Genomic DNA, 20393 nt, shown 5'->3' on the forward strand with positions numbered 1-20393 from the left:
GGGCGTGATCCGCACCGACGCCCTCGGGCAGCTTCCCGTACGCACCGCGGTGCCCTCCCTGGAGCGCGCTCTGGACGCGCACGGGACAGCGGTGCTGTGCGCGCCGCCGGGGACGGGCAAGACGACGCTCGTTCCGCTGGTGCTGGCCGGGTTGCTCGACGAGGGGCGGCCGCTGCGGAAGGTGGTCGTCGCGGAACCGCGACGGATCGCGGCGCGAGCCGCGGCGCGCCGCATGGCGTGGCTTCTGGGCGAGAAGGCCGGCGGGCGCGTGGGCTTCACCGTGCGCGGAGAACGCGTGGTGGGGCGCGACACGGTGGTGGAGGTGGTGACCACCGGTGTACTGCTCCAGCGTCTCCAGCGCGACCAGGAACTCGCCGGGGTCGATGTCGTCGTCCTCGACGAGTGTCATGAGCGGCACCTGGACGCGGACACCGTCGCCGCGTTCCTCCTCGACGTACGGGCCGCCCTGCGGCCGGAGCTGCGGCTCCTCGCCGCCTCCGCGACGACGGACGCGCAGGGCTGGGCGCGGCTGCTGGGCGACGCGCCGGTGATCGAGGCACAGGGCGTCTCGCATCCCGTGGAGACGGTGTGGGCGCCGCCTACGCGTCCGGTGCGGCCGCCGCACGGCATGCGCGTCGATCCGGCGCTGCTGACGCATGTGGCCGCCGTGGTGCGCAGAGCTATCGCCGAGCGGGAGGGCGATGTGCTGTGCTTCCTCCCCGGCGTGGGCGAGATCGCGCGTGTCGCCGGCCAGTTGTCCGGGGTGGGCGCCGAGGTGCTCCAGGTGCACGGGCGCGCGCCGGCGGCGGTGCAGGACGCGGTGCTGGCCGGCTCCGCCGGTCCGCGCAGGGTGGTGCTGGCGACCTCGGTGGCCGAGTCGAGCCTGACGGTGCCGGGTGTACGGGTCGTCGTGGACGCGGGGCTCGCGCGTGAGCCCCGTACGGACCATGCGCGGGGGCTGAGCGCGCTCACGACCGTACGGGCCTCGCAGGCCGCTTCACGGCAGCGCGCGGGACGTGCCGGGCGGGAGGCGCCGGGCACGGTCTACCGGTGCTGGGACCAGGCCGACGACGTACGGCTGCAGCGCTTCCCCTCCCCCGAGATCAAGGTCGCGGACCTGACCGCGTTCGCTCTCCAGGCGGCGTGCTGGGGCGACCCCGACGCGAGCGGACTCGCCCTGCTGGATCCGCCGCCGGGCGGTGCGATGGCGGCGGCCCGTGCGGTGCTGACCGCGATCGGGGCCGTGGACGAATCCGGCCGGGCTACCGACAGGGGCGTACGGATGGCCCGCCTCGGCCTGCACCCCCGGCTCGCGCGGGCGCTCCTCGACGGGGCACGGGAGGTCGGCGTACGCCGTGCGGCGGAGGTGGTCGCCCTGCTGAGCGAGGAGCCCCCGAGGGAGTACGGCGACGACCTGGCCGCGGCCTGGCGGGCGGCCCGTCGGGGGAACGACGCGTACGGGGCGCGCTGGCGCCAGGAGGCGAGGCGACTGGCTTCGGCGGCGGAAGGCTCCGGCGCGGAGCCCCGCAGCGGGCAGAGCACCGGTCACCCCGCCGGAGCCGACGACGCCGCAGGGCCGGCCGGCATGGGAGCCGGGAGCCCAGTGGCCGCGAGCCCCGGCAGCAGGAGCAACCGCGCAGCCGGTGGCACGGGTGTCGGGAGCGGTCCCGTGGGCGGCCGGGGGGCCACCGAAACCGGCGCCGCAGCAGGCGCCGGTGGCACCGGTGCCGGGAGTGACGACGCCGTTGCCGGACTCGTGGCCGCCCTCGCGTTCCCCGAGCGGGTCGCCAGGGCCCGTGGTGAGGGCGCCTTCCTCATGGCTTCCGGGACCGGGGCCGAGCTCGGCGACGGGTCCCGGCTGCGCAGTGCGCCGTGGCTGGCGGTCGCCGTCGCCGACCGTTCCGTCCATGCCGCCTCCGCGCGCGTACGCCTCGCCGCCGTCATCGACGAGGACACCGCGAAGCTGGCCGCCGAGCATCTGCTCGTGTCCGGCGAAGAGGTGCGCTGGGAGGACGGGGATGTCGTGGCGCGCCACGTGCGGCGCCTCGGCGCGGTCGAACTGGCCGTACGGGCGCTCAAGAAGCCGGATGCGGAACGCGTACGGGAAGCGCTGCTCGACGGGCTGCGGCGCGAGGGCCTGGGGCTGCTGCGCTGGACGCGCGACGCGCAGGCGTTGCGGGAGCGCCTCGCCTTCCTGCACCGGGTGCTGGGCGCCCCGTGGCCCGACGTTTCCGACGCGGCGCTGACGGAACGTACCGACGAATGGCTGGAGCCGGAGCTGTCACGGGCGCGGCGAAGGGCCGACCTGGGCCGGATCGAGGCGGGCCAGGCGCTGAACCGGCTGCTGCCGTGGGCGTCCGGCGACGCGGCGCGGCTGGACGAACTGGCGCCGGAACGGATCGAGGTGCCGAGCGGGTCGCGGATCCGGGTGGAGTACGGCGGGGAGCAGCCCGTACTGGCGGTGAAGCTCCAGGAGATGTTCGGGCTGGCCGAGACGCCGCGGGTGGCGGGGGTGCCAGTGCTGGTGCACCTGCTGTCGCCGGCCGGGCGCCCGGCGGCCGTCACCGCGGATCTCGCGTCGTTCTGGCGGGACGGGTACCGCGCGGTGCGGGCGGAGTTGCGGGGCCGCTATCCGAAGCACCCGTGGCCGGAGGACCCGGCGGCGGCTGTCGCGACGAAGTACACGAAGGCGCGCCTCGGGCGGGGCTGAGTCCGGGGAGCGTCTCGGGACCCGTCACGTGCCGACCGGCTCCGGCCGCAAGGTGGTGTTTTCGGCCAAGTCCCCCGGTCTGCGACCGCGCGCCTCCAGGTACAGGGCGAGCGCGAACAGGGAGCCGCCGAGGAGCAGGAAGCCCCAGGGGAGGTACGACGTGAGCATGAGTACGGCGACGCGGTTGGTCCTGACGAGTTCGACGGTGGAGTCGATGTAGTCCTCGCGCATCTTCACGTGACCGGCGAAAGCGGTGACCTTGTCACGGCCGCCCAGCAGGCTGCCGCCGCGCAGCTCTTCCCGGTGAATCTCCTCGCCGTTCACGGGAGCGCCCGTAACGGGGTCCACCCAGAACATCCGTCGGGTGGTGTACCAGCGCGTCGTACCGGTCTGCTGCTCCAGCTTCGTCGCGTCGATCCCCGGCATGGGCATCTTCTTCGGGTACTTGACCTTGGTCCAGGGGATGGTCTGCTCGAAGTAGTAGACGTCCATTCCACGGAACGTCCGCTCGCCCTTGAAGTGGATCGGGGCGGAGGTGCGGGTCTGCGCGTCGAAGTACTCGTAGTCGCGCTTCTCGGTGAGGAAGGGCCACTTGAATTCGATGCCTTCGCGCCTGACCCGGTCGCCGTCGACCATCTCGCCGGTGGCGTGCACCGGGTCCTGGCTGTGGGCGTCGAAGATGTAGCGCTCGGGAATGGCCGAAACCATCTTGCCGTCCGGGCCCTGTACGTACGAGAGCGAGTCCCACACGACCACGTCGCGGCCGGCGCTCCGCTCGATCTTCTCGGACTCCTCGACGTTGCCCTTGAGGGTCTGGACGATGGTGACCTTCTCGACCTCCTTCGCCTTCATGGAGCCGTACTCGAGAAGCGTCGCGGGTTTCGCCTCCAGCACCATCTCCTGGTACTGGCCGGCCGGGATCTTGGCTAGGCGCGGGAAGGCGTACCAGCGAAGCAGCGGTGCCAGGGCGACGAGGAAGACCGCGAAGGCGAGCAGGACCAGGCTGGCTTTACGGCGCACGGCGGGCCCCTCTACTTCTTCGGCCCGGGAACGGTCGTGAGCAGGGGCCTGGGCGAGGTCTCCCCCTGCGAGGCGCCGACGGCCGTGACGGTGAGGACGAGCGCGAGGGCGGCGGCGAGCCCGATGGCGGCGGCGACGAGAGCACGCATGCTCGGCCTCCCGGAATCTGATACTGCGTCAGGCGGATGGGCGGTGGCACCGTAGCAATGGAGCCGCGAGATGAGAACACGTCGCACCGACATGCCGCTGCCCCGCACATGCCGCTGCCGCTTCACATGCCGCTGCCCCGTCCGGAACGGCGTCCGGGCGGAGCAGCGGCGGCAGAGCCGAGGAGCGGGAGTCCTATTCGGTGGGCGTGCTGGAGGGAGTCGTCGACGGGTCGGTCGACGGGTCGGTGGTGGCCGCCGTGACGGTCAGTTCGACGGTGAGGACGACTCCGTCGGCGGTCGTGAGACGCAGCTTGTACGTTCCCGCGTTGCCGTCGGTGAAGATCTCGGGAAGCTTCAAAAGGCCGTTGGCGTCGGTCTTGAGAGCGGTCAGAGTACGGACCGTCTTGCCGTCGGCGTCCTTGAAGTACGGGCCCTTGTCGTTCTCCACGGGCTGGTCGGCATCGTCCGTGACCATCGTCGCGCTCACTCCGACGCCCGCCGCGGCCTTGCCCTTGTACGTCGCCTTCACCTCGACCGCGTCGGCGAAGGAGCCGCCGGTCCCGGCCTTGAGCTCCTTGTCGGACGTACGGACCAGCGCGTCGGACCGCGGCGCGGGCGCGGGCTTGGCCGCGACACTGGCGGCGAAGTCCACGGCGGGGGCGGTGGTGCCGAGCGCCTTGGCGCGCACCATGAACTTTCCGGGCCGGCCGCCCGCGCCGATGGTGGGCGCGGTGGCGATGCCATCGGTGCCGGTGGTGACGACGATGCGGGTCTCGGCGCCCGGGAAGCGCGCCGCCGTGTCGCCGATGATCTGGAACTGGACCCTGGCGCCCGCGACCACCTTGCCCGCGGAGGTCTTGGCCCGTACACGCAGCCGGTCGGTGAACTTCTCGCCCTCGGTGGCGGTCACGCTCGCGCTGCCGAGACGCTCCAGGGCGGTGACGGGTGCCGGGGCCGGGGCCGGGGGCTGTGTGGCGGGCGGAGGCGTGGTGGGCGGCTTGGTGCCCGGGGGCGTGGTGGGCGGCTTGACCGGCGGGGTGGTGGGCGGGTTGGTCGGGGGCTTGGTGCCGTCGCCGCCGCCCGGCCTTCCGGGTGTGGAGGGTTTGCCGGGGCCGGGGGTTTCCGGGGTCGACGGCGGAGTCGTAACCGGAGCGTTGGGAAGGCCGTTGCCGCTGCCGCGTCCCTCGCCGTGGCTGTCGGGTTCGCCGCTGCCCGGCAGGACTCCCGTACCGTCTGGCACTTCGTGGTTGCCGCGCCGGTAGTAGTCGAACCACGACATGACCGTACGCAGGTACTCCCGCGAACGGTTGTAGCCGAGGATCGCCTGGTCGAGATCGCCCTGCGCCGAAAGGTCACGGTCGTGGGCGCAGAGGTAACGGCCGGCGGCGAGCGCCGCGTCGTAGATGTTGTTCGGGTTCTTCCGGCCGTCGGCGTTGCCGTCCTGGCCCCAGACCGCCCAGGTGGACGGGATGAACTGCATCGGGCCGACCGCGCGGTCGTGCGTCGTGTCGCCGTCGTACGCACCGTCGTCGGTGTCGGAGATGTTGGCGAAGCCGACGCCGTTGAGCTGCGGGCCGAGGATCGGTGTCAGCGTCGTGCCGTTGGCGTCGACACGGCCGCCGCGCGCCTGGCCCGACTCGACCTTGCCGATGGCGGCGAGCAGTTGCCACGGGAGGCGGCAGCCGGGTTTGGTGTCCCTGATCGTCTCTTCCGCCCGCTTGTACGCGTCCAGGACGGTGGCGGGTATGCCGGCTTCGGCCGGGCCGGCCACCACCGGGAGGTCGATGGAAGTGCCCGGCTTGTTCGGTTTGTTCGGCGTGTTCAGGGGTGGAAGGTCCGTGAAGTACGGCGAGTTGCCCGTCACCGGCGTACCGGGCGGCTCGGTCGCCTCGCCGGCTCTCTCGCCGGCCGGCACCGAAGTGCTGCCCGGCGCCTGAGAGGCGGAGAGCGCTGCCACTACGAGCGCTGCCACCGTGGTGGCTGTCGCCCCCTTGCGCAGCCTGCGACCGAATTGCGCTGCCATACGTCTGGCCCCTCCCGTCAACGGCTGTTCGCGCTCCCCAGCGCGAGGACTCAGGTGACACTACGACAACTAGCGGTGCCGGGACACCGGCCGCTGTCGTCTTATTGCCGCTTGTTCACCGAAATTCAACTCGGAACCATGGGCGGCATACTGATCGTCATTGATCGAAAGAGGACCAAGGGGGACTTTTGCCGTTCACACTCAGCCATGCGGCGGCGGTACTGCCAGGCATTGGACGAGACGGTACCGGGCGCGGACCGCTGCTCGCATCGGCCCTCGTCGCAGGGTCGTTCGCGCCTGACATGACCTACTTCGCGGCCACCGCCGTTCCGGCCGCGATGGCCTTCGGGGATGTCACGCACTCCCTGCCGGGTCTCGTCACCGTCGACGTACTGATCACGGCGGCGCTCGTCGGCCTGTGGCTGCTGATGCGCGAACCCCTGCTCGCGCTGGTGCCGCGGCGCCGGCAGGCCCGCTTCCACGGCTTCGTACGCGGCCAGGACTGGAAGGGGATCCAACTCCCCGCACTGGCCTGGCGGTTCTTCCTCTCGGCCGCCATCGGCAGCTGCACGCACGTCTTCTGGGACAGCTTCACGCATCTCGACCGGTGGGGCATGAAGGTCCTCCCGGTGCTCGGCGAGATCGTCGCCGGCTTCCCGATGTACATGTACGCGCAGTACGGCGGCTCGGCGGTGGCCCTCGTGGTGATCGTGTGGTTCACGGTCTCGGCGCTGCGGCGCCGGCCGGACGGGCCCGCCCCCGGCTCCGTACCGCTGCTGGACGCGCGCGGGCGGTGGGCGGCCTGGGGGCTGCTCACACTGTGCGTGGCGGCCGGCGCCGTACACCGGTGCGTGCGCTGGTACGCCGCGCAGACCGTGCCGCTGACGCCGCTCGACTTCGTCCCGACCGCATGCTTCGGCGCCGGCGCGGGGCTCGCCGTGGGGCTCGTCCTGTACGCCGTGGGGGTGCGGCTGTGGCTGCGCGGCAGCCCGCAGCGCGACGCCGCCGCCGCAGACGTCGGCCCTCAGTCACCGGACAGGCACGAATCACCTGTCCCGGCCGGAAACGCCGGCCGGTCCGGCGACTGAGGGCACTCCCCCACTCCGCAAGGAGGCAGGGACGCGTATCAGTTACGCCTATCAGGTACGCGTATCAGTGCGCGGCGGACTCCCAGTCGGTTCCCACGCCCACCGAGACATCGAGCGGGGCGCGCAGGCTGACGGCGCCGGCCATCTCGCGGCGGACGATCTCCTCCACCCGCTCGCGCTCCCCCGGGGCCAGCTCCAGGACGATTTCGTCGTGGACCTGGAGCAGCATCCGGGTGTTCAGGCCCGCCTCCGTCAGCGCCCGGTCGACGTTCAGCATGGCGACCTTCACGATGTCGGCGGCCGTGCCCTGGATCGGGGCGTTCAGCGCCATCCGCTCGGCCGCCTCGCGGCGCTGGCGGTTGTCGCTGTTGAGGTCCGGCAGGTAGCGGCGGCGGCCGAGCATCGTCGCCGTGTACCCGGTGGCGCGCGCCTCGTCGACGGCACGCCGCAGGTAGTCGCGCACCCCGCCGAACCGCTCGAAGTACGTGTCCATCAGGACCCGCGCCTCGCCCGCCTCGATGTTCAGCTGCTGCGCCAGGCCGAAGGCGGACAGGCCGTAGGCAAGACCGTACGACATGGCCTTGATCTTGCGCCGCATCTCCGCGTCGACCGCGGACCGCTCCACACCGAACACCTGGGAGGCGACGGTGGTGTGCAGGTCCTCGCCGGAGGTGAACGCCTCGATCAGGCCCTCGTCCTCCGACAGGTGCGCCATCACCCGCAGCTCGATCTGGCTGTAGTCGGCGGTCATCAGCGACTCGAAGCCCTCGCCGACGACGAACCCGCGGCGGATGGCACGGCCCTCGTCCGTGCGCACCGGCACGTTCTGCAGGTTCGGGTCGGTGGAGGACAGGCGTCCGGTCGCCGCGACCGTCTGGCTGAACGTGGTGTGGATCCGGCCGTCACCGGCGATCGTCTTGATCAGACCCTCGACCGTGGACCGCAGCCGGGCCTGCTCACGGTGACGCAGCATGATCACCGGCAGTTCGTGCTCGGTCTGCGCGGCCAGCCACGCCAGTGCGTCCGCGTCCGTGGTGTAACCGGTCTTGGTCTTCTTCGTCTTGGGGAGGTTCAGCTCACCGAAGAAGACCTCCTGGAGCTGCTTGGGCGAGCCGAGATTGAACTCGTGGCCCACCGACGCGTGCGCCTCCTTGACCGCCTGCTGCACCGCGCCGGCGAACTGCTGCTCCATCGCCTCCAGATGGGCGCGGTCGGCCGAGATGCCGTACCGCTCCATCCGGGCCAGCAGCAGCGACGTGGGCAGCTCCACCTCGTGCAGCAGCTCGGTCGCGCCGACCTCCTTCAGCTTCACGGCGAACGCGTCGCCCAGGTCGAGGACCGCGCGGGCCTGCGCCATCAGGGCGTCGGCCTCGGCCTGCTCGTCCTCGTCGGAGCCGAAGGACAGCTGACCGTCGGCGGCGGCCGGGGCCAGCTCACGGTGGAGGTACTCGACGGACAGGGCGTCCAGGGCGAAGGACCGGCGGCCGGGCTTGACCAGATAGGCGGCGAGCGCCGTGTCCATCGTGATGCCCTCGATGTGCCAGCCGTGCTCGGGGAAGACCCGCAGCGCGTCCTTGGCGTTGTGCATGACCTTCGGCCGGGCCGGGTCCGCGAGCCAGGCGGCGAAGGCCCGCTCGTCCGACTCGTCCAGCTCGGTCGTGTCGAACCAGGCCGCCTTGCCGTCGGCGGCCGCCAGCGCGACCTCGCTGACATTGCCGACACCCAGAGCCCAGGACGCGACGGTCGCCACGCCGAGCGGCTGCCCGCCGTGCTGCTCCAGCCAGGTGGCCAGCTCGCCGGCGCGCAGCACCGAGCCGTCCAGCTGAACACCGGCGTCCGGGGCCGGCGCCTCTTCCTCCTCCGCGCCCGGGTCGACAGCGAGCAGCCGCTCCCGCAGGCTCGGGTTACGGATCTCCAGGACCTCCAGGAAGCCCTTCAGCGCGGACCGGTCGTACGGCACGCGCTCCAGGTCCGCCACGGCCTTGGGCAGCTCCACGTCACGCACCAGCTCGGTCAGGTGCCGGTTGAGCTTGACCGACTCCAGGTGGTCGCGCAGGGCCTGCCCGACCTTGCCCTTGACCTCGTCGGCACGCTCGACCAGCTCCGCGAACGAACCGAACTGGTTGATCCACTTCGTGGCGGTCTTCTCGCCGACGCCGGGGATGCCCGGCAGGTTGTCCGACGGGTCGCCGCGCAGCGCGGCGAAGTCCGGGTACTGCGACGGGGTCAGCCCGTACTTCTCCTGGACCTTCTCCGGCGTGAACCGGGTCAGCTCGGAGACGCCCTTGGTCGGGTACAGCACGGTCACATGGTCGGAGACCAGCTGGAACGAGTCCCGGTCGCCGGTGACGATCAGCACGTCGAAGCCGGCGGCCTCCGCCTGGGTGGCGAGCGTGGCGATGATGTCGTCGGCCTCGAAGCCGTCCACCGCGAACCGCTGCGCGTTCATGGTGTCCAGCAGCTCGCCGATCAGCTCGACCTGCCCCTTGAACTCGTCGGGGGTCGTCGAGCGGTTTGCCTTGTACTCCGGGAAGTCGGCCGAGCGCCACGTCTTGCGCGACACGTCGAAGGCCACCGCGAAGTGCGTGGGCGCCTCGTCGCGCAGCGTGTTCGCCAGCATCGACGCGAAGCCGTAGATGGCGTTCGTCGGCTGGCCGCTCGCGGTGGTGAAATTCTCCGCGGGCAGCGCGAAGAACGCTCGGTACGCCAGGGAGTGCCCGTCCATGAGGAGCAGGCGGGGACGGTTGTCTGCGGTCTTCTTCGATGCTGTCTCTGACACGCCCACGATCCTAGGCCGCACCACTGACAATCGGGGCCCGCGGCCTCTCACTGTCAGCGCAGCGTGACAGGATCGGAGATGTACGTAACAGAACCGCACGCTCAAAGGGGAGCGCCATGGCTGCCAAGCCGCCCACAGGTGACCCGGTCCAGGACGCGCCGCAGGTCGCGGCCCCCCAGCACGCCGCGGCAGGGCTCCCCGCCATCGGACACACGCTGAAGATGGCCCAGCAGCAGATGGGCGTGCGCCGTACCGCGCAGACGCTCCTCAAGGTCAACCAGAAGGACGGCTTCGACTGCCCCGGCTGCGCCTGGCCCGAGGAGGACAAGCGGCACAGGGCGGAGTTCTGTGAGAACGGCGCGAAGGCCGTCGCCGAGGAGGCGACACTGCGCCGTGTCACCCCCGACTTCTTCGCCGCCCATCCCGTCGCCGACCTCGCCACGCGCAGCGGGTACTGGCTGGGCCAGCAAGGACGCATCACACAGCCGATGTATCTGGCGGAGGGCGCCGACCGGTACGACGCGGTGACCTGGGAGCGGGCCTTCGAGATCATCGCGGAGGAGCTCAAGGCACTCGGCTCCCCCGACGAGGCCGTCTTCTACACCTCGGGCCGCACCAGCAACGAAGCGGCGTTCCTGCTCCAGCTCTTCGCCCGCGAATTCGGCACCAACAACCTGCCGGACTGCTCCAACATGTGCCACGAGTCGTCGGGCTCGGCCCTGGTGGAGACCATCGGCATCGGCAAGGGCAGCGTCTCGCTCGAAGACCTGCACCAGGCCGACCTGATCATCGTCGCCGGCCAGAACCCGGGCACCAACCACCCGCGGATGCTCAGCGCCCTGGAGAAGGCCAAGGCAACGGGCGCCAAGATCATCTCGGTGAATCCGCTGCCCGAAGCCGGACTCGAACGCTTCAAGAACCCGCAGACCCCCCAGGGCATGATCAAGGGCGCCGCCCTCACCGACCTCTTCCTCCAGATCCGCCTCGGCGGCGACCAGGCCCTGTTCCGCCTGCTCAACAAGCTGATCATCGAAGCGGACGGCGCCGTCGACGAAGAGTTCGTACGCGAACACACCCACGGGTACGAGGAGTTCGCGGCCACCGCGCGCGGTGCCGACTGGGACGAGACCCTCGCCGCCACCGGCCTGGAGCGCGCGAAGATCGAGCAGGCCCTCGCCATGGTCCTCACCTCCCGGCGCACCATCGTGTGCTGGGCCATGGGCCTGACCCAGCACAAGCACGCCGTGCCGACCATCCGCGAAGTCGTCAACTTCCTGCTGCTGCGCGGCAACATCGGCCGCCCCGGCGCCGGAGTGTGCCCCGTGCGCGGCCACTCCAACGTGCAGGGCGACCGCACCATGGGCATCTTCGAACGCCCCGCCCCCGCCTTCCTCGACGCGCTCGACAAGGAATTCGGGATCACCTCACCGCGCCACCACGGATTCGACGTCGTACGGTCCATCCAGGCCCTGCGCGACGGCGAGGCGAAGGTCTTCTTCGCCATGGGCGGCAACTTCGTCGGCGCGACCCCCGACACCGACGTCACCGAAGCCGCGATGCGCCGGGCCCGCCTGACCGTCCACGTGTCGACGAAGCTCAACCGCTCGCACGCCGTCACCGGCGCCCGCGCGCTGATCCTGCCCACCCTCGGACGTACCGACAAGGACGTACAGGCGGCAGGGAAGCAGTTCGTCACCGTCGAGGACTCCATGGGCATGGTGCACGCCTCGCGCGGCAACCTCGCCCCCGCGAGCCCGCACCTGCTGTCCGAGCCGGCCATCGTCGCCCGCCTGGCACGGGCCGTCCTCGGCCCCGCTTCGGCCACGCCGTGGGAGGACTTCGAGAAGGACTACGGCACGATCCGCGACCGGATCTCCCGCGTCGTTCCCGGCTTCGAAGACTTCAACGCCCGTGTAGCCCGTCCCGGCGGCTTCACCCTGCCGCACGGCCCGCGCGACGAACTCCGCTTCACCACCCCCACTGGCAAGGCCAACTTCACCGCCGCGCCCGTCGAGTACCCCAAGCTTCCCGAAGGCCGGCTACTGCTCCAGACGCTGCGCTCGCACGACCAGTACAACACCACGATCTACGGCCTCGACGACCGCTACCGGGGCATCAAGGGCGGCCGCCGCGTCGTGCTTGTCAACCCGGACGACGCCCGCGAGCTGGGCCTCGCCGACGGGACGTACACCGACCTGGTCAGCGAATGGAAGGACGGCGTCGAGCGGCGCGCCCCCGGCTTCCGCGTCGTGCACTACCCCACCGCGCGCGGCTGCGCCGCCGCCTACTACCCCGAAACCAACGTACTGGTGCCGCTCGACGCCACCGCGGACACCAGTAACACCCCCGCGAGCAAGTCCGTCATCGTCCGTCTGGAACAATCACGCACCGCCTAAGCGTTCGCTTAAGGACGATGGACGCCGTACGACGATCGGAGCCGGGCCCCATGGGCGAGCAGACCGCAGCTGTGAAGTTCCCGCAAGAGGTCATCGACGAGTACGCCCAGCTGGGCGTCGACCTGCCCGCCCTGTTCTCCGCCGGAGACCTCGGCACCCGCATGGGCGTACAGATCGTCGAGGCCTCCGCGGAGCGCGTCGTCGGCACCATGCCCGTCGAGGGCAACACCCAGCCGTACGGCCTGCTGCACGGCGGCGCCTCCGCCGTACTCGCCGAGACCCTCGGCTCCATCGGCTCGATGCTGCACGGCGGCGCCGCCAAGATCGCCGTCGGCGTGGACCTCAACTGCACGCACCACAGGGGCGCCCGCGGTGGCCTGGTGACCGGTGTGGCCACCCCCGTCCACCGCGGACGCTCCACCGCGACCTACGAAATCGTCATCACCGACGAGCAGGACAAGCGGGTCTGCACGGCCCGCCTGACCTGCCTGCTGCGCAACGCGGACGGCAGCAAGGGCTGAAGCGCGTACGGCCGGGTGATCAGCGAGCAGGGACACGGTCAGCGAGCCGTCACGCGACCTCAACACCCTTGCCCCCCAGCCCCCTTGTCCCACCACCGGCACAACCGGTTCACTGTCCCCCACCCCCACAGGAGAGCGCCGCCGGTCCCATCACACACATCACACGTCACCCAAGGGGTTCTCTTGACCGCAGTACGCATACGCCTCACCGCCGTCACCGCCGGAGCCTGCGCACTCGTGCTGGCGGCGGCCCTGCCGTCCTCCGCGATCAACTCCTACAACGCCACGCCCGCACCCGAGCGCACCGAAGTCGGAGCCCTCGTCGCGACGTGGGACAACGACGCGAACCCCACCACGCCCGACCGCGTCGACTGGGTCTGTTCCGGCACCATGATCGACGCGGATACGTTCCTGACCGCCGCGCACTGCACCACCGACTGGCCCGACAACGTGAGGTTCTACGTCTCCCTCGACCAGGACGTGCAGGCCGGCCTCGACAAGGCCGCGGCCCAGCACCCCGGCAACCCGGCGGCCGTCGCCGAAGCGGTCGCCGTCCAGGGCACCGCCCACAACCACCCCGCCTACCCGGGCCCCGCCTCCGACACCCACGACATCTCCGTCGTCGAAGTGCCGGCAGCCCAGCTCAAGGCCCGGTGGACCTTCACGCCCGCCTCCCTCCCCAAGGCCGGCGCCCTGACCGCCCTCGGCCCCCAAGGTCTCGACGACACCTCCTTCACCGTCGCCGGGTACGGCACCCAGGAAGCCCGGCGCGGACCCGGCGGCCACACCCACCCCGGCGGCGGCGTACGCATGAAGGCCCCCGTCACGTACAACGCGCTCAACGACGCCTGGCTGCGGCTCTCCATGACCGCACCGCAGGGCAACGGCGGTGCCTGCTACGGCGATTCGGGCGGCCCCAACTTCGCCACCCTCGCCGGCAAGCGCACCCTGGTCGCCACCACGATCACCGGCGACACCCCCTGCTACGCCACGAACGTCACCTACCGGCTGGACACGCCGGGCGCCCGCGCGTTCCTCTCCCCGTACACAAAACTGCCGTAAGGGCGACGCTCTGCCTGTTGTGTCACACATCGTGACGACCTAGCGTCTCCTCATGGGGACCGGACCGCACACGCATGCCGGATACGCCGCCTGCGCGTTCCTGGCCGCACTGGTTGTCGCGGGCTGTACGGGGCCTCCTCAGGCCCCCCGGCCCGCGACATCGAGCCCCGCTCCGCAGAGCCCCTCCGCCGAGGAGACATGCACGAAACTCGTCTCCTACTGGGCGAAAGAGACACTCAAGGGCAGCAAATGGTCGGGCCTCGACTGGGAACAAAAGGGGCTGTCCAACGAGCAGTACGCCCTGCACGAAGAGATCATCGCCGCAGGTCGCGCCGAGGTGAAGCGCCACGGGCGCGCCGCGGGCCTCAGGCTGGCCGACCGCCTGGCCCGGCAGAAATGCACCGCCCGCAACGGCGCCACCGGCAGCTCGGAGAACTGGCGTCCACCTGGATGACAGGCCGCCCAGCCGGAACGTAACGCGCGGCGCGAAGCGACTCCCCCCGGGTGTAACACTCCGTAACAATGATGCAATCAAGCATTCGGTCGCCGCGCGCATCAGCCGCGCCGGTACTCCGGCCAGTGCCCTTTCAGCCACGCGGGCGCCGCCGACACCAAGATCACCTCAAGCGCCGTAGCGGAACTGGGGGTTCTCAGCATGTGGGATCTTCCGGCGGTGAAGTTATCGGCGGATGTGTCCACACTGCCCCACCCAGCGTTGGCCTTGGCATAACAAGAGAGTCACATCCTGACTTCACACCTCCACGACCCCTCCACCTCCGCCTAGAGTCACGGCCAGTCACCGCGCCGCCGGGCGTGTCTGCTGCAAGGCCCCTGTATCGACCAGTACGGCCCGGCGATCGTCACGGCACCTCAGCAGAGGAGGCCGCGCCAGGGAAAGGACCTTTCGTGCGACACCGTTCTTTGCTCATACTCACCACAGCGCTCACGACCGGAGCACTGACTCTCACGGCTTGTGGGTCGCGCGACGACAACAAGGGCGAGGGTGACAGCAGCAAGAAAACCACCGTCGTCATCGGTGTCGACGCACCGCTGACCGGCTCCCTCTCCGCGCTCGGCCAGGGAATCAAGAACTCCGTGGACCTCGCGGCCAAGACCGCGAACAAGAACAACGAAGTCCCCGGCATCGAGTTCAAGATCGAAGCACTCGACGACCAGGCCGTTCCCGCCTCCGGCAAGGCCAACGCCGCCAAGCTCGTCGGCAACAAGGACGTCATCGGAGCCGTCGGCCCACTGAACTCCGGCGTCGCCCAGTCCATGCAGGGCGACTTCGAGAGGGCCGGCGTCGTCCAGGTCTCCCCGGCCAACACCAACCCGGCGCTCAGCCAGGGAGACAACTGGGGCAAGGGCGAGCTGAAGCGTCCGTTCAAGACGTACTTCCGCACCGCTGCCACGGACGTCGTCCAGGGCAAGTTCGCCGCGCAGTACCTCTACAACGACGCGAAGAAGCGCAAGGTCTACGTCGTCGACGACAAGCAGACCTACGGCGCCGGCCTCGCCGCGATCTTCTCCGCCGAGTTCAAGCGGCTCGGCGGCAAGATCGCAGGCACCGACCACGTCACGGTGAAGGAGACCGACTTCTCCAGCACCGCCGACAAGGTCAAGTCGTCGAAGGCCGACTCCGTCTACTTCGGTGGCCAGTACCCCGAGGGCGGCCTGCTCTCCGACCAGATCAAGAAGACCGGCGCCAAGATCCCCACCATGGGCGGCGACGGCATCTACGACCCGGCCTTCATCAGCGCCTCCGGCGTGGCGAACGACGGTGACTTCGCCACCTCGATCGGCTACCCGGTCGAGAAGCTCCCGACCGCCAAGAAGTTCATCGCGGACTACGAGGCCGCCGGCTACAAGGACCCGTACGCCGCGTACGGCGGTTACTCCTACGACGCCGGCTGGGCCATCATCCAGGCCGTCAAGTCCGTCGTCGCCGCCAACGACGGCAAGCTCCCCGAGGACGCCCGTGCCAAGGTCGTCGAGGCCATGTCCAAGGTCTCCTTCGACGGCGTGACCGGCAAGGTCGCCTTCGACAAGTACGGCGACACCACGAACAAGCAGCTCACGGTCTACAAGGTCGAAGGCAAGGTCTGGAAGGACGTCAAGTCCGCCACCTTCAAGGACTGATCACCGCACCACCGCACCACCGCACCACCGCACCACCTGAACGCCCCGCGCCACCCGCCCCACTTGAAAACAACCGCGCGAGGGCGCAACAGCGCCCTCGCGCGGAGTCATATCCGACAAGCTCATCGGAGGCCCTGCGGTGCACGAACTGCCGCAACAGCTGGCCAACGGCCTTGCCCTCGGCGCCCTCTATGGCCTCATAGCCATCGGGTACACCATGGTGTACGGCATCGTCCAGCTCATCAACTTCGCCCACGGCGAGATCTTCATGATCGGGGGCTTCGGCGCCCTCACCGCCTACATCGCGCTCCCCAGCGGAACGTCGCTCCTCGTGGCCATTCCCCTCATGATCGTCGGTGGCGCCATCGCATCCGTCGCCGTCGCCACCGCCGCGGAACGCTTCGCCTACCGACCGCTGCGCGGCGCGCCCAGGCTGGCACCGCTCATCACCGCAATCGGCCTCTCGATCGTTCTCCAGCAGCTCGTCTGGGGCCTCTACCCCGACGCGAAGAAGCCGCGCAGCTTCCCCGAGTTCCAGGGCGAGTCGTTCAAGATCTTCGACAACCTGTACCTCCAGCGCGCCGACGCCTTCGTCCTCGTCCTCGCCCCCCTGTGCATGCTCGCCCTCGGCCTCTTCGTAGCCAAGAGCCGCAGCGGCCGCGCCATGCAGGCCACCGCGCAGGACCCCGACACAGCGAAGCTGATGGGCATCAACACCGACCGCATCATCGTCATGGCCTTCGCCATCGGTGCCGCGTTCGCAGCCGTCGCAGCCGTCGCATACGGCCTCGACAAGGGCCAGATCAACTTCGAGATGGGCTTCATTCTCGGTCTCAAGGCCTTCACCGCAGCCGTCCTCGGCGGCATCGGCAACATCTACGGCGCCATGGTCGGCGGAGTCGTCCTCGGCCTCGCGGAATCCCTCTCGATCGCCTACATCGAAGAGATTCCCGGAATGCAGCAGCTCGGCGGCGGCGCCTGGGCCAACGTCTGGGCATTCGTACTTCTCATCGTCGTGCTCCTCGTCAGGCCACAGGGCCTGCTCGGCGAGCGCGTCGCGGATCGGGCGTGAGAGCCATGACAACCGACACCACGCAGACAGCCGAGACCGCACCGGCCAACGGCAACTCCCGTGCCGGCATGTTCCGTTGGCTCACCGTCGCCGGCGGCCTCGCCACCACGGCCAGCACCTTCCTGGCCTGGACCTACACCGACGAGTTCCCCGGCGACCTCACCGTCTACGGATACCCCGGCGGCCTCCAGGTCCTCACCCTCGTCGCGGGCCTCCTCACCACCCTGTACGCCCTCGCCGCACTGGACATCAAGGGCCTGCGCTGGCTCGCGCCCACCGGCACCACCAAAGCCCTGCAGCTGCTCGCCCTCGGCGCCCTCGGCACCACCTGGTTCACCGTCATCGCCATCGCCGTCGAACTCGGCGGCATAGTGAACCTCGAACCCGGCGGCTTCGTCGCAGCCGTGGTCTCCGTCATCCCCGTCGCCGCCGCGTTCCAGTTGCCCGACGACACCCGCAAGGCCCAGCGCCCCAAGGAACTGCCCTCCTGGGCCGAAATCCTGATCATCGTCGCCGCCTTCGCGATCGGGCTGTTCGTCGTCACCTACGGCATCGACACCGAATACGCCGAACTCTTCACCGGCTACATGATCACCGCCGGCTTCGCCATCGCCGCGCTCTACAAGGCCGGCCTCATGGCACGACTCTCGGCACTCACCACCAAGTACCGCTCCATCGCCGTGGCAGCCGCCTTCGTCGCCGCAGCAGCCTTCCCCTTCACCCAGAACACCGACCAGTTCACCCTCATCGCGGTCAACATCCTCATCTTCGCGACCGTCGCACTCGGACTGAACATCGTCGTCGGCCTGGCAGGACTCCTCGACCTCGGATACGTCGCCTTCCTCGGCGTCGGCGCCTACACCGCCGCCCTCGTATCAGGCACCACCGCATCCGCCTTCGACGTCCAGTTCCCCTTCTGGGCATCCGTCCTCACCGGCGGCGCCGTCTCCCTGATCTTCGGCGTCGTCATCGGAGCCCCCACCCTGCGGCTCCGCGGCGACTACCTCGCCATCGTCACCCTCGGCTTCGGCGAGATCTTCCGCATCACCGTCGGCAACCTCGACGGCGTATCCGGACCACAGGTCACCAACGGCCCCAACGGCGTACCCAACGTCCCCGACCTCGTCTTCTTCGGATACGACTTCGGCGAGGCACACACCATCGCCGGCATCGAACTCGGGTCGTACGCCAACTACTACCTGCTGATGCTGCTCGCGATGATCCTCGTGGTCCTCGTCTTCAGCCGCGCCGGCAGCTCCCGCATCGGCCGCGCCTGGGTCGCCATCCGCGAAGACGAGACCGCCGCCACCGCCATGGGCATCAACGGCTTCCGGGTCAAGCTCATCGCCTTCGCCCTCGGCGCCACCCTCGCCGGCCTCGCCGGCACCGTCCAGGCACACGTCCAAAGCACCGTGGTCCCCGAGATGTACGTCTTCGCCGGGCCCGTACCGCCCAACTCCGCCTTCCTCCTCGCCGCCGTCATCCTCGGCGGCATGGGAACCATCAGCGGACCCCTCATCGGCGCCACGCTGCTCTACATGATCCCCGCCAAGCTGCAGTTCCTCCAGGACTACCAGCTGCTCGGCTTCGGCATCGCGCTGATCCTCCTCATGCGCTTCCGCCCCGAAGGCCTCATCGCCAACCGGCGCGCCCAGCTCGAGTACCACGAGACCGACCAACTCGACGTACCGGACAAGGGCCTGACCGACTCCGGCGTCGGCATCACGAAGGCGGGGGCGTGAACGACATGACGACCACCACCGAGAACACCGTCGAAAACACCACCGAGACCCCCGCGGTCCTCGACGCCAGCGGCGTCACCATGCGCTTCGGCGGCCTCACCGCCGTACGCTCGGTCGACCTCAAGGTGAACGCCGGCGAGATCGTCGGCCTCATCGGCCCCAACGGCGCCGGCAAAACCACCTTCTTCAACTGCCTCACCGGGCTCTACGTCCCCACCGAAGGCAAGGTCTCCTACAAGGGCACCGTCCTGCCGCCCAAGCCCCACCTCGTCACCCAGGCAGGCATCGCCCGTACCTTCCAGAACATCCGGCTCTTCGCCAACATGACCGTCCTGGAAAACGTCCTCGTCGGACGCCACACCAGGACCAAGGAAGGCCTCTGGTCGGCCCTCCTGCGCGGCCCCGGCTTCAAGAAGGCCGAAGCGGCCTCCCACAAGAGGGCCATGGAGCTGCTCGAGTTCATCGGTCTCGAACACAAGGCCGACCACCTCGCCCGCAACCTCCCCTACGGCGAACAGCGCAAGCTCGAAATCGCACGCGCCCTCGCCAGCGACCCCGGCCTGCTGCTCCTCGACGAGCCCACCGCCGGCATGAACCCGCAGGAAACCCGGGTCACCGAAGAACTCATCTTCGCCATCCGGGACCAGGGCATCGCCGTACTCGTCATCGAGCACGACATGCGCTTCATCTTCAACCTCTGCGACCGCGTCGCCTGCCTGGTCCAGGGCGAGAAGCTCGTCGAAGGCACACCCGCCGTCGTCCAGGGCGACGAGCGGGTCGTCGCCGCCTACCTCGGCACGCCCTTCGAAGGCGCACCGGGCGCGGAGGAGGCTGCGGAAGTCGAAGCGGCCGAAGAAGCGCAGAGCACCACCGGCAAGACCGGCACCACGGGCGAGACCAGCACCACCAGCACCACCAGCCCGGAAGGGGAAACCCAGTGACCGCTCTCCTCGAGGTCGAGGACCTCCGGGTCGCCTACGGCAAGATCGAAGCCGTCAAGGGCATCTCCTTCAGCGTCGAAGCAGGCCAGGTCGTCACCCTCATCGGCACCAACGGTGCGGGCAAGACCACCACCCTGCGGACACTGTCCGGACTGCTCAAGCCCTCCGGCGGCCGCATCACCTTCGACGGCAAACCGCTGGGCGGAGTCCCCGCGCACAAGATCGTGTCCCTGGGGCTGGCCCACTCCCCCGAGGGCCGGCACATCTTCCCCCGCCTCACGATCACGGAGAACCTCCAGCTCGGAGCGTTCCTCCGGACGGACAAAGCGGGCATCGAGAAGGACATCCAGCGCGCCTACGACCTCTTCCCCATCCTGGGAGAACGCCGGAAGCAGGCCGCGGGCACCCTCTCGGGCGGCGAACAGCAGATGCTGGCCATGGGACGCGCACTCATGTCCCAGCCCAAGCTCCTGATGCTCGACGAGCCGTCGATGGGCCTCTCCCCGATCATGATGCAGAAGATCATGGAGACCATCGTCGAGCTCAAGGCACAGGGCACCACCATCCTGCTCGTCGAACAGAACGCCCAGGCCGCGCTCTCGCTGGCGGACCAGGCCCACGTCATGGAAGTCGGCACCATCAAGCTCTCCGGTCCCGGCAGCGAACTGCTCCACGACGAGTCCGTCCGCAAGACGTACCTCGGCGAGGACTGACCGGCACGAGCACAAGGAGAGGCCGCCCCCACGCAGCG

The 20393-nt window shown here is 69.8% G+C and carries 15 protein-coding genes; 11 read left to right on the top strand and 4 right to left on the bottom strand.

From position 1 onward, the window contains the following. Nucleotides 1-4: 4 nt before the first annotated feature. A complete protein-coding gene (locus J7E91_RS26525; protein ID WP_214908934.1) occupies nucleotides 5-2710 on the top strand; it encodes an ATP-dependent RNA helicase in 2706 nt (901 codons plus the stop codon). A gap of 24 nt (nucleotides 2711-2734) precedes the next feature. Here the strand turns inward: J7E91_RS26525 and J7E91_RS26530 are convergent, their stop codons facing one another. The 3 genes from J7E91_RS26530 to J7E91_RS26540 form a co-directional block, all read right to left on the bottom strand. Next, nucleotides 2735-3730 (bottom strand): DUF3068 domain-containing protein, encoded by a 996-nt coding sequence (locus J7E91_RS26530; protein ID WP_214908936.1) that lies wholly within the window; start codon nucleotides 3728-3730, stop codon nucleotides 2735-2737. An 11-nt stretch (nucleotides 3731-3741) separates the two neighbouring features. Continuing rightward, the gene (locus tag J7E91_RS26535) at nucleotides 3742-3879 is read right to left on the bottom strand and encodes an SPW_0924 family protein (RefSeq protein WP_214908937.1); all 138 of its coding nucleotides are present in this window, start codon (nucleotides 3877-3879) and stop codon (nucleotides 3742-3744) included. A 193-nt stretch (nucleotides 3880-4072) separates the two neighbouring features. Continuing rightward, complete coding sequence (locus J7E91_RS26540; RefSeq protein WP_214908938.1) at nucleotides 4073-5902, bottom strand: lytic transglycosylase domain-containing protein; 1830 nt, start codon at nucleotides 5900-5902, stop codon at nucleotides 4073-4075. A 188-nt stretch (nucleotides 5903-6090) separates the two neighbouring features. On the opposite strand from J7E91_RS26540, the gene J7E91_RS26545 reads away from it, so the two are divergent. Further along, on the top strand, nucleotides 6091-6990 hold the full coding sequence (locus J7E91_RS26545; RefSeq protein WP_214908939.1) for a DUF4184 family protein: 900 nt from the start codon (nucleotides 6091-6093) through the stop codon (nucleotides 6988-6990). Nucleotides 6991-7054: 64 nt separating this feature from the next. Here J7E91_RS26545 and polA read toward each other — a convergent pair whose 3' ends face one another. Further along, the gene (polA, locus tag J7E91_RS26550; RefSeq protein WP_251016300.1) at nucleotides 7055-9715 is read right to left on the bottom strand and encodes a DNA polymerase I; all 2661 of its coding nucleotides are present in this window, start codon (nucleotides 9713-9715) and stop codon (nucleotides 7055-7057) included. A 170-nt stretch (nucleotides 9716-9885) separates the two neighbouring features. Between polA and J7E91_RS26555 the strand changes: the two genes are divergently transcribed. From J7E91_RS26555 to J7E91_RS26595, 9 genes are all read left to right on the top strand, one after another. Continuing rightward, complete coding sequence (locus J7E91_RS26555; RefSeq protein WP_214908941.1) at nucleotides 9886-12165, top strand: FdhF/YdeP family oxidoreductase; 2280 nt, start codon at nucleotides 9886-9888, stop codon at nucleotides 12163-12165. Nucleotides 12166-12215: 50 nt separating this feature from the next. Beyond that, nucleotides 12216-12686, top strand: coding sequence for a PaaI family thioesterase (locus J7E91_RS26560; RefSeq protein WP_214908943.1), 471 nt, complete (start codon nucleotides 12216-12218; stop codon nucleotides 12684-12686). 183 nt (nucleotides 12687-12869) lie between these two features. Next, nucleotides 12870-13748 carry a trypsin-like serine protease gene (locus tag J7E91_RS26565; RefSeq protein WP_214908945.1) on the top strand — a complete coding sequence of 293 codons (879 nt, stop codon included), beginning with the start codon at nucleotides 12870-12872 and terminating at the stop codon, nucleotides 13746-13748. A 52-nt stretch (nucleotides 13749-13800) separates the two neighbouring features. Continuing rightward, complete coding sequence (locus J7E91_RS26570) at nucleotides 13801-14202, top strand: hypothetical protein (protein ID WP_214908948.1); 402 nt, start codon at nucleotides 13801-13803, stop codon at nucleotides 14200-14202. Between the two features lie 452 nt (nucleotides 14203-14654). Beyond that, complete coding sequence (locus J7E91_RS26575) at nucleotides 14655-15887, top strand: branched-chain amino acid ABC transporter substrate-binding protein (RefSeq protein ID WP_214908949.1); 1233 nt, start codon at nucleotides 14655-14657, stop codon at nucleotides 15885-15887. A gap of 139 nt (nucleotides 15888-16026) precedes the next feature. Beyond that, entirely contained in the window at nucleotides 16027-16959 is a 933-nt protein-coding gene (locus J7E91_RS26580; RefSeq protein ID WP_214908951.1) for a branched-chain amino acid ABC transporter permease, read from the top strand. 5 nt (nucleotides 16960-16964) lie between these two features. Beyond that, nucleotides 16965-18701, top strand: coding sequence for a branched-chain amino acid ABC transporter permease (locus J7E91_RS26585; RefSeq protein WP_214908953.1), 1737 nt, complete (start codon nucleotides 16965-16967; stop codon nucleotides 18699-18701). A 5-nt stretch (nucleotides 18702-18706) separates the two neighbouring features. Continuing rightward, nucleotides 18707-19642: an ABC transporter ATP-binding protein gene (locus J7E91_RS26590; protein ID WP_214909040.1), complete on the top strand. Its 936-nt coding sequence runs from the start codon at nucleotides 18707-18709 to the stop codon at nucleotides 19640-19642. After that, a complete protein-coding gene (locus J7E91_RS26595; RefSeq protein WP_214908955.1) occupies nucleotides 19639-20355 on the top strand; it encodes an ABC transporter ATP-binding protein in 717 nt (238 codons plus the stop codon). The genes J7E91_RS26590 and J7E91_RS26595 overlap by 4 nt, the downstream gene beginning before the upstream one ends. Nucleotides 20356-20393: the final 38 nt, after the last annotated feature.

This window comes from Streptomyces sp. ISL-99 (assembly GCF_018614005.1).
Taxonomy (GTDB): Bacteria; Actinomycetota; Actinomycetes; order Streptomycetales; family Streptomycetaceae; genus Streptomyces; species Streptomyces flavidovirens.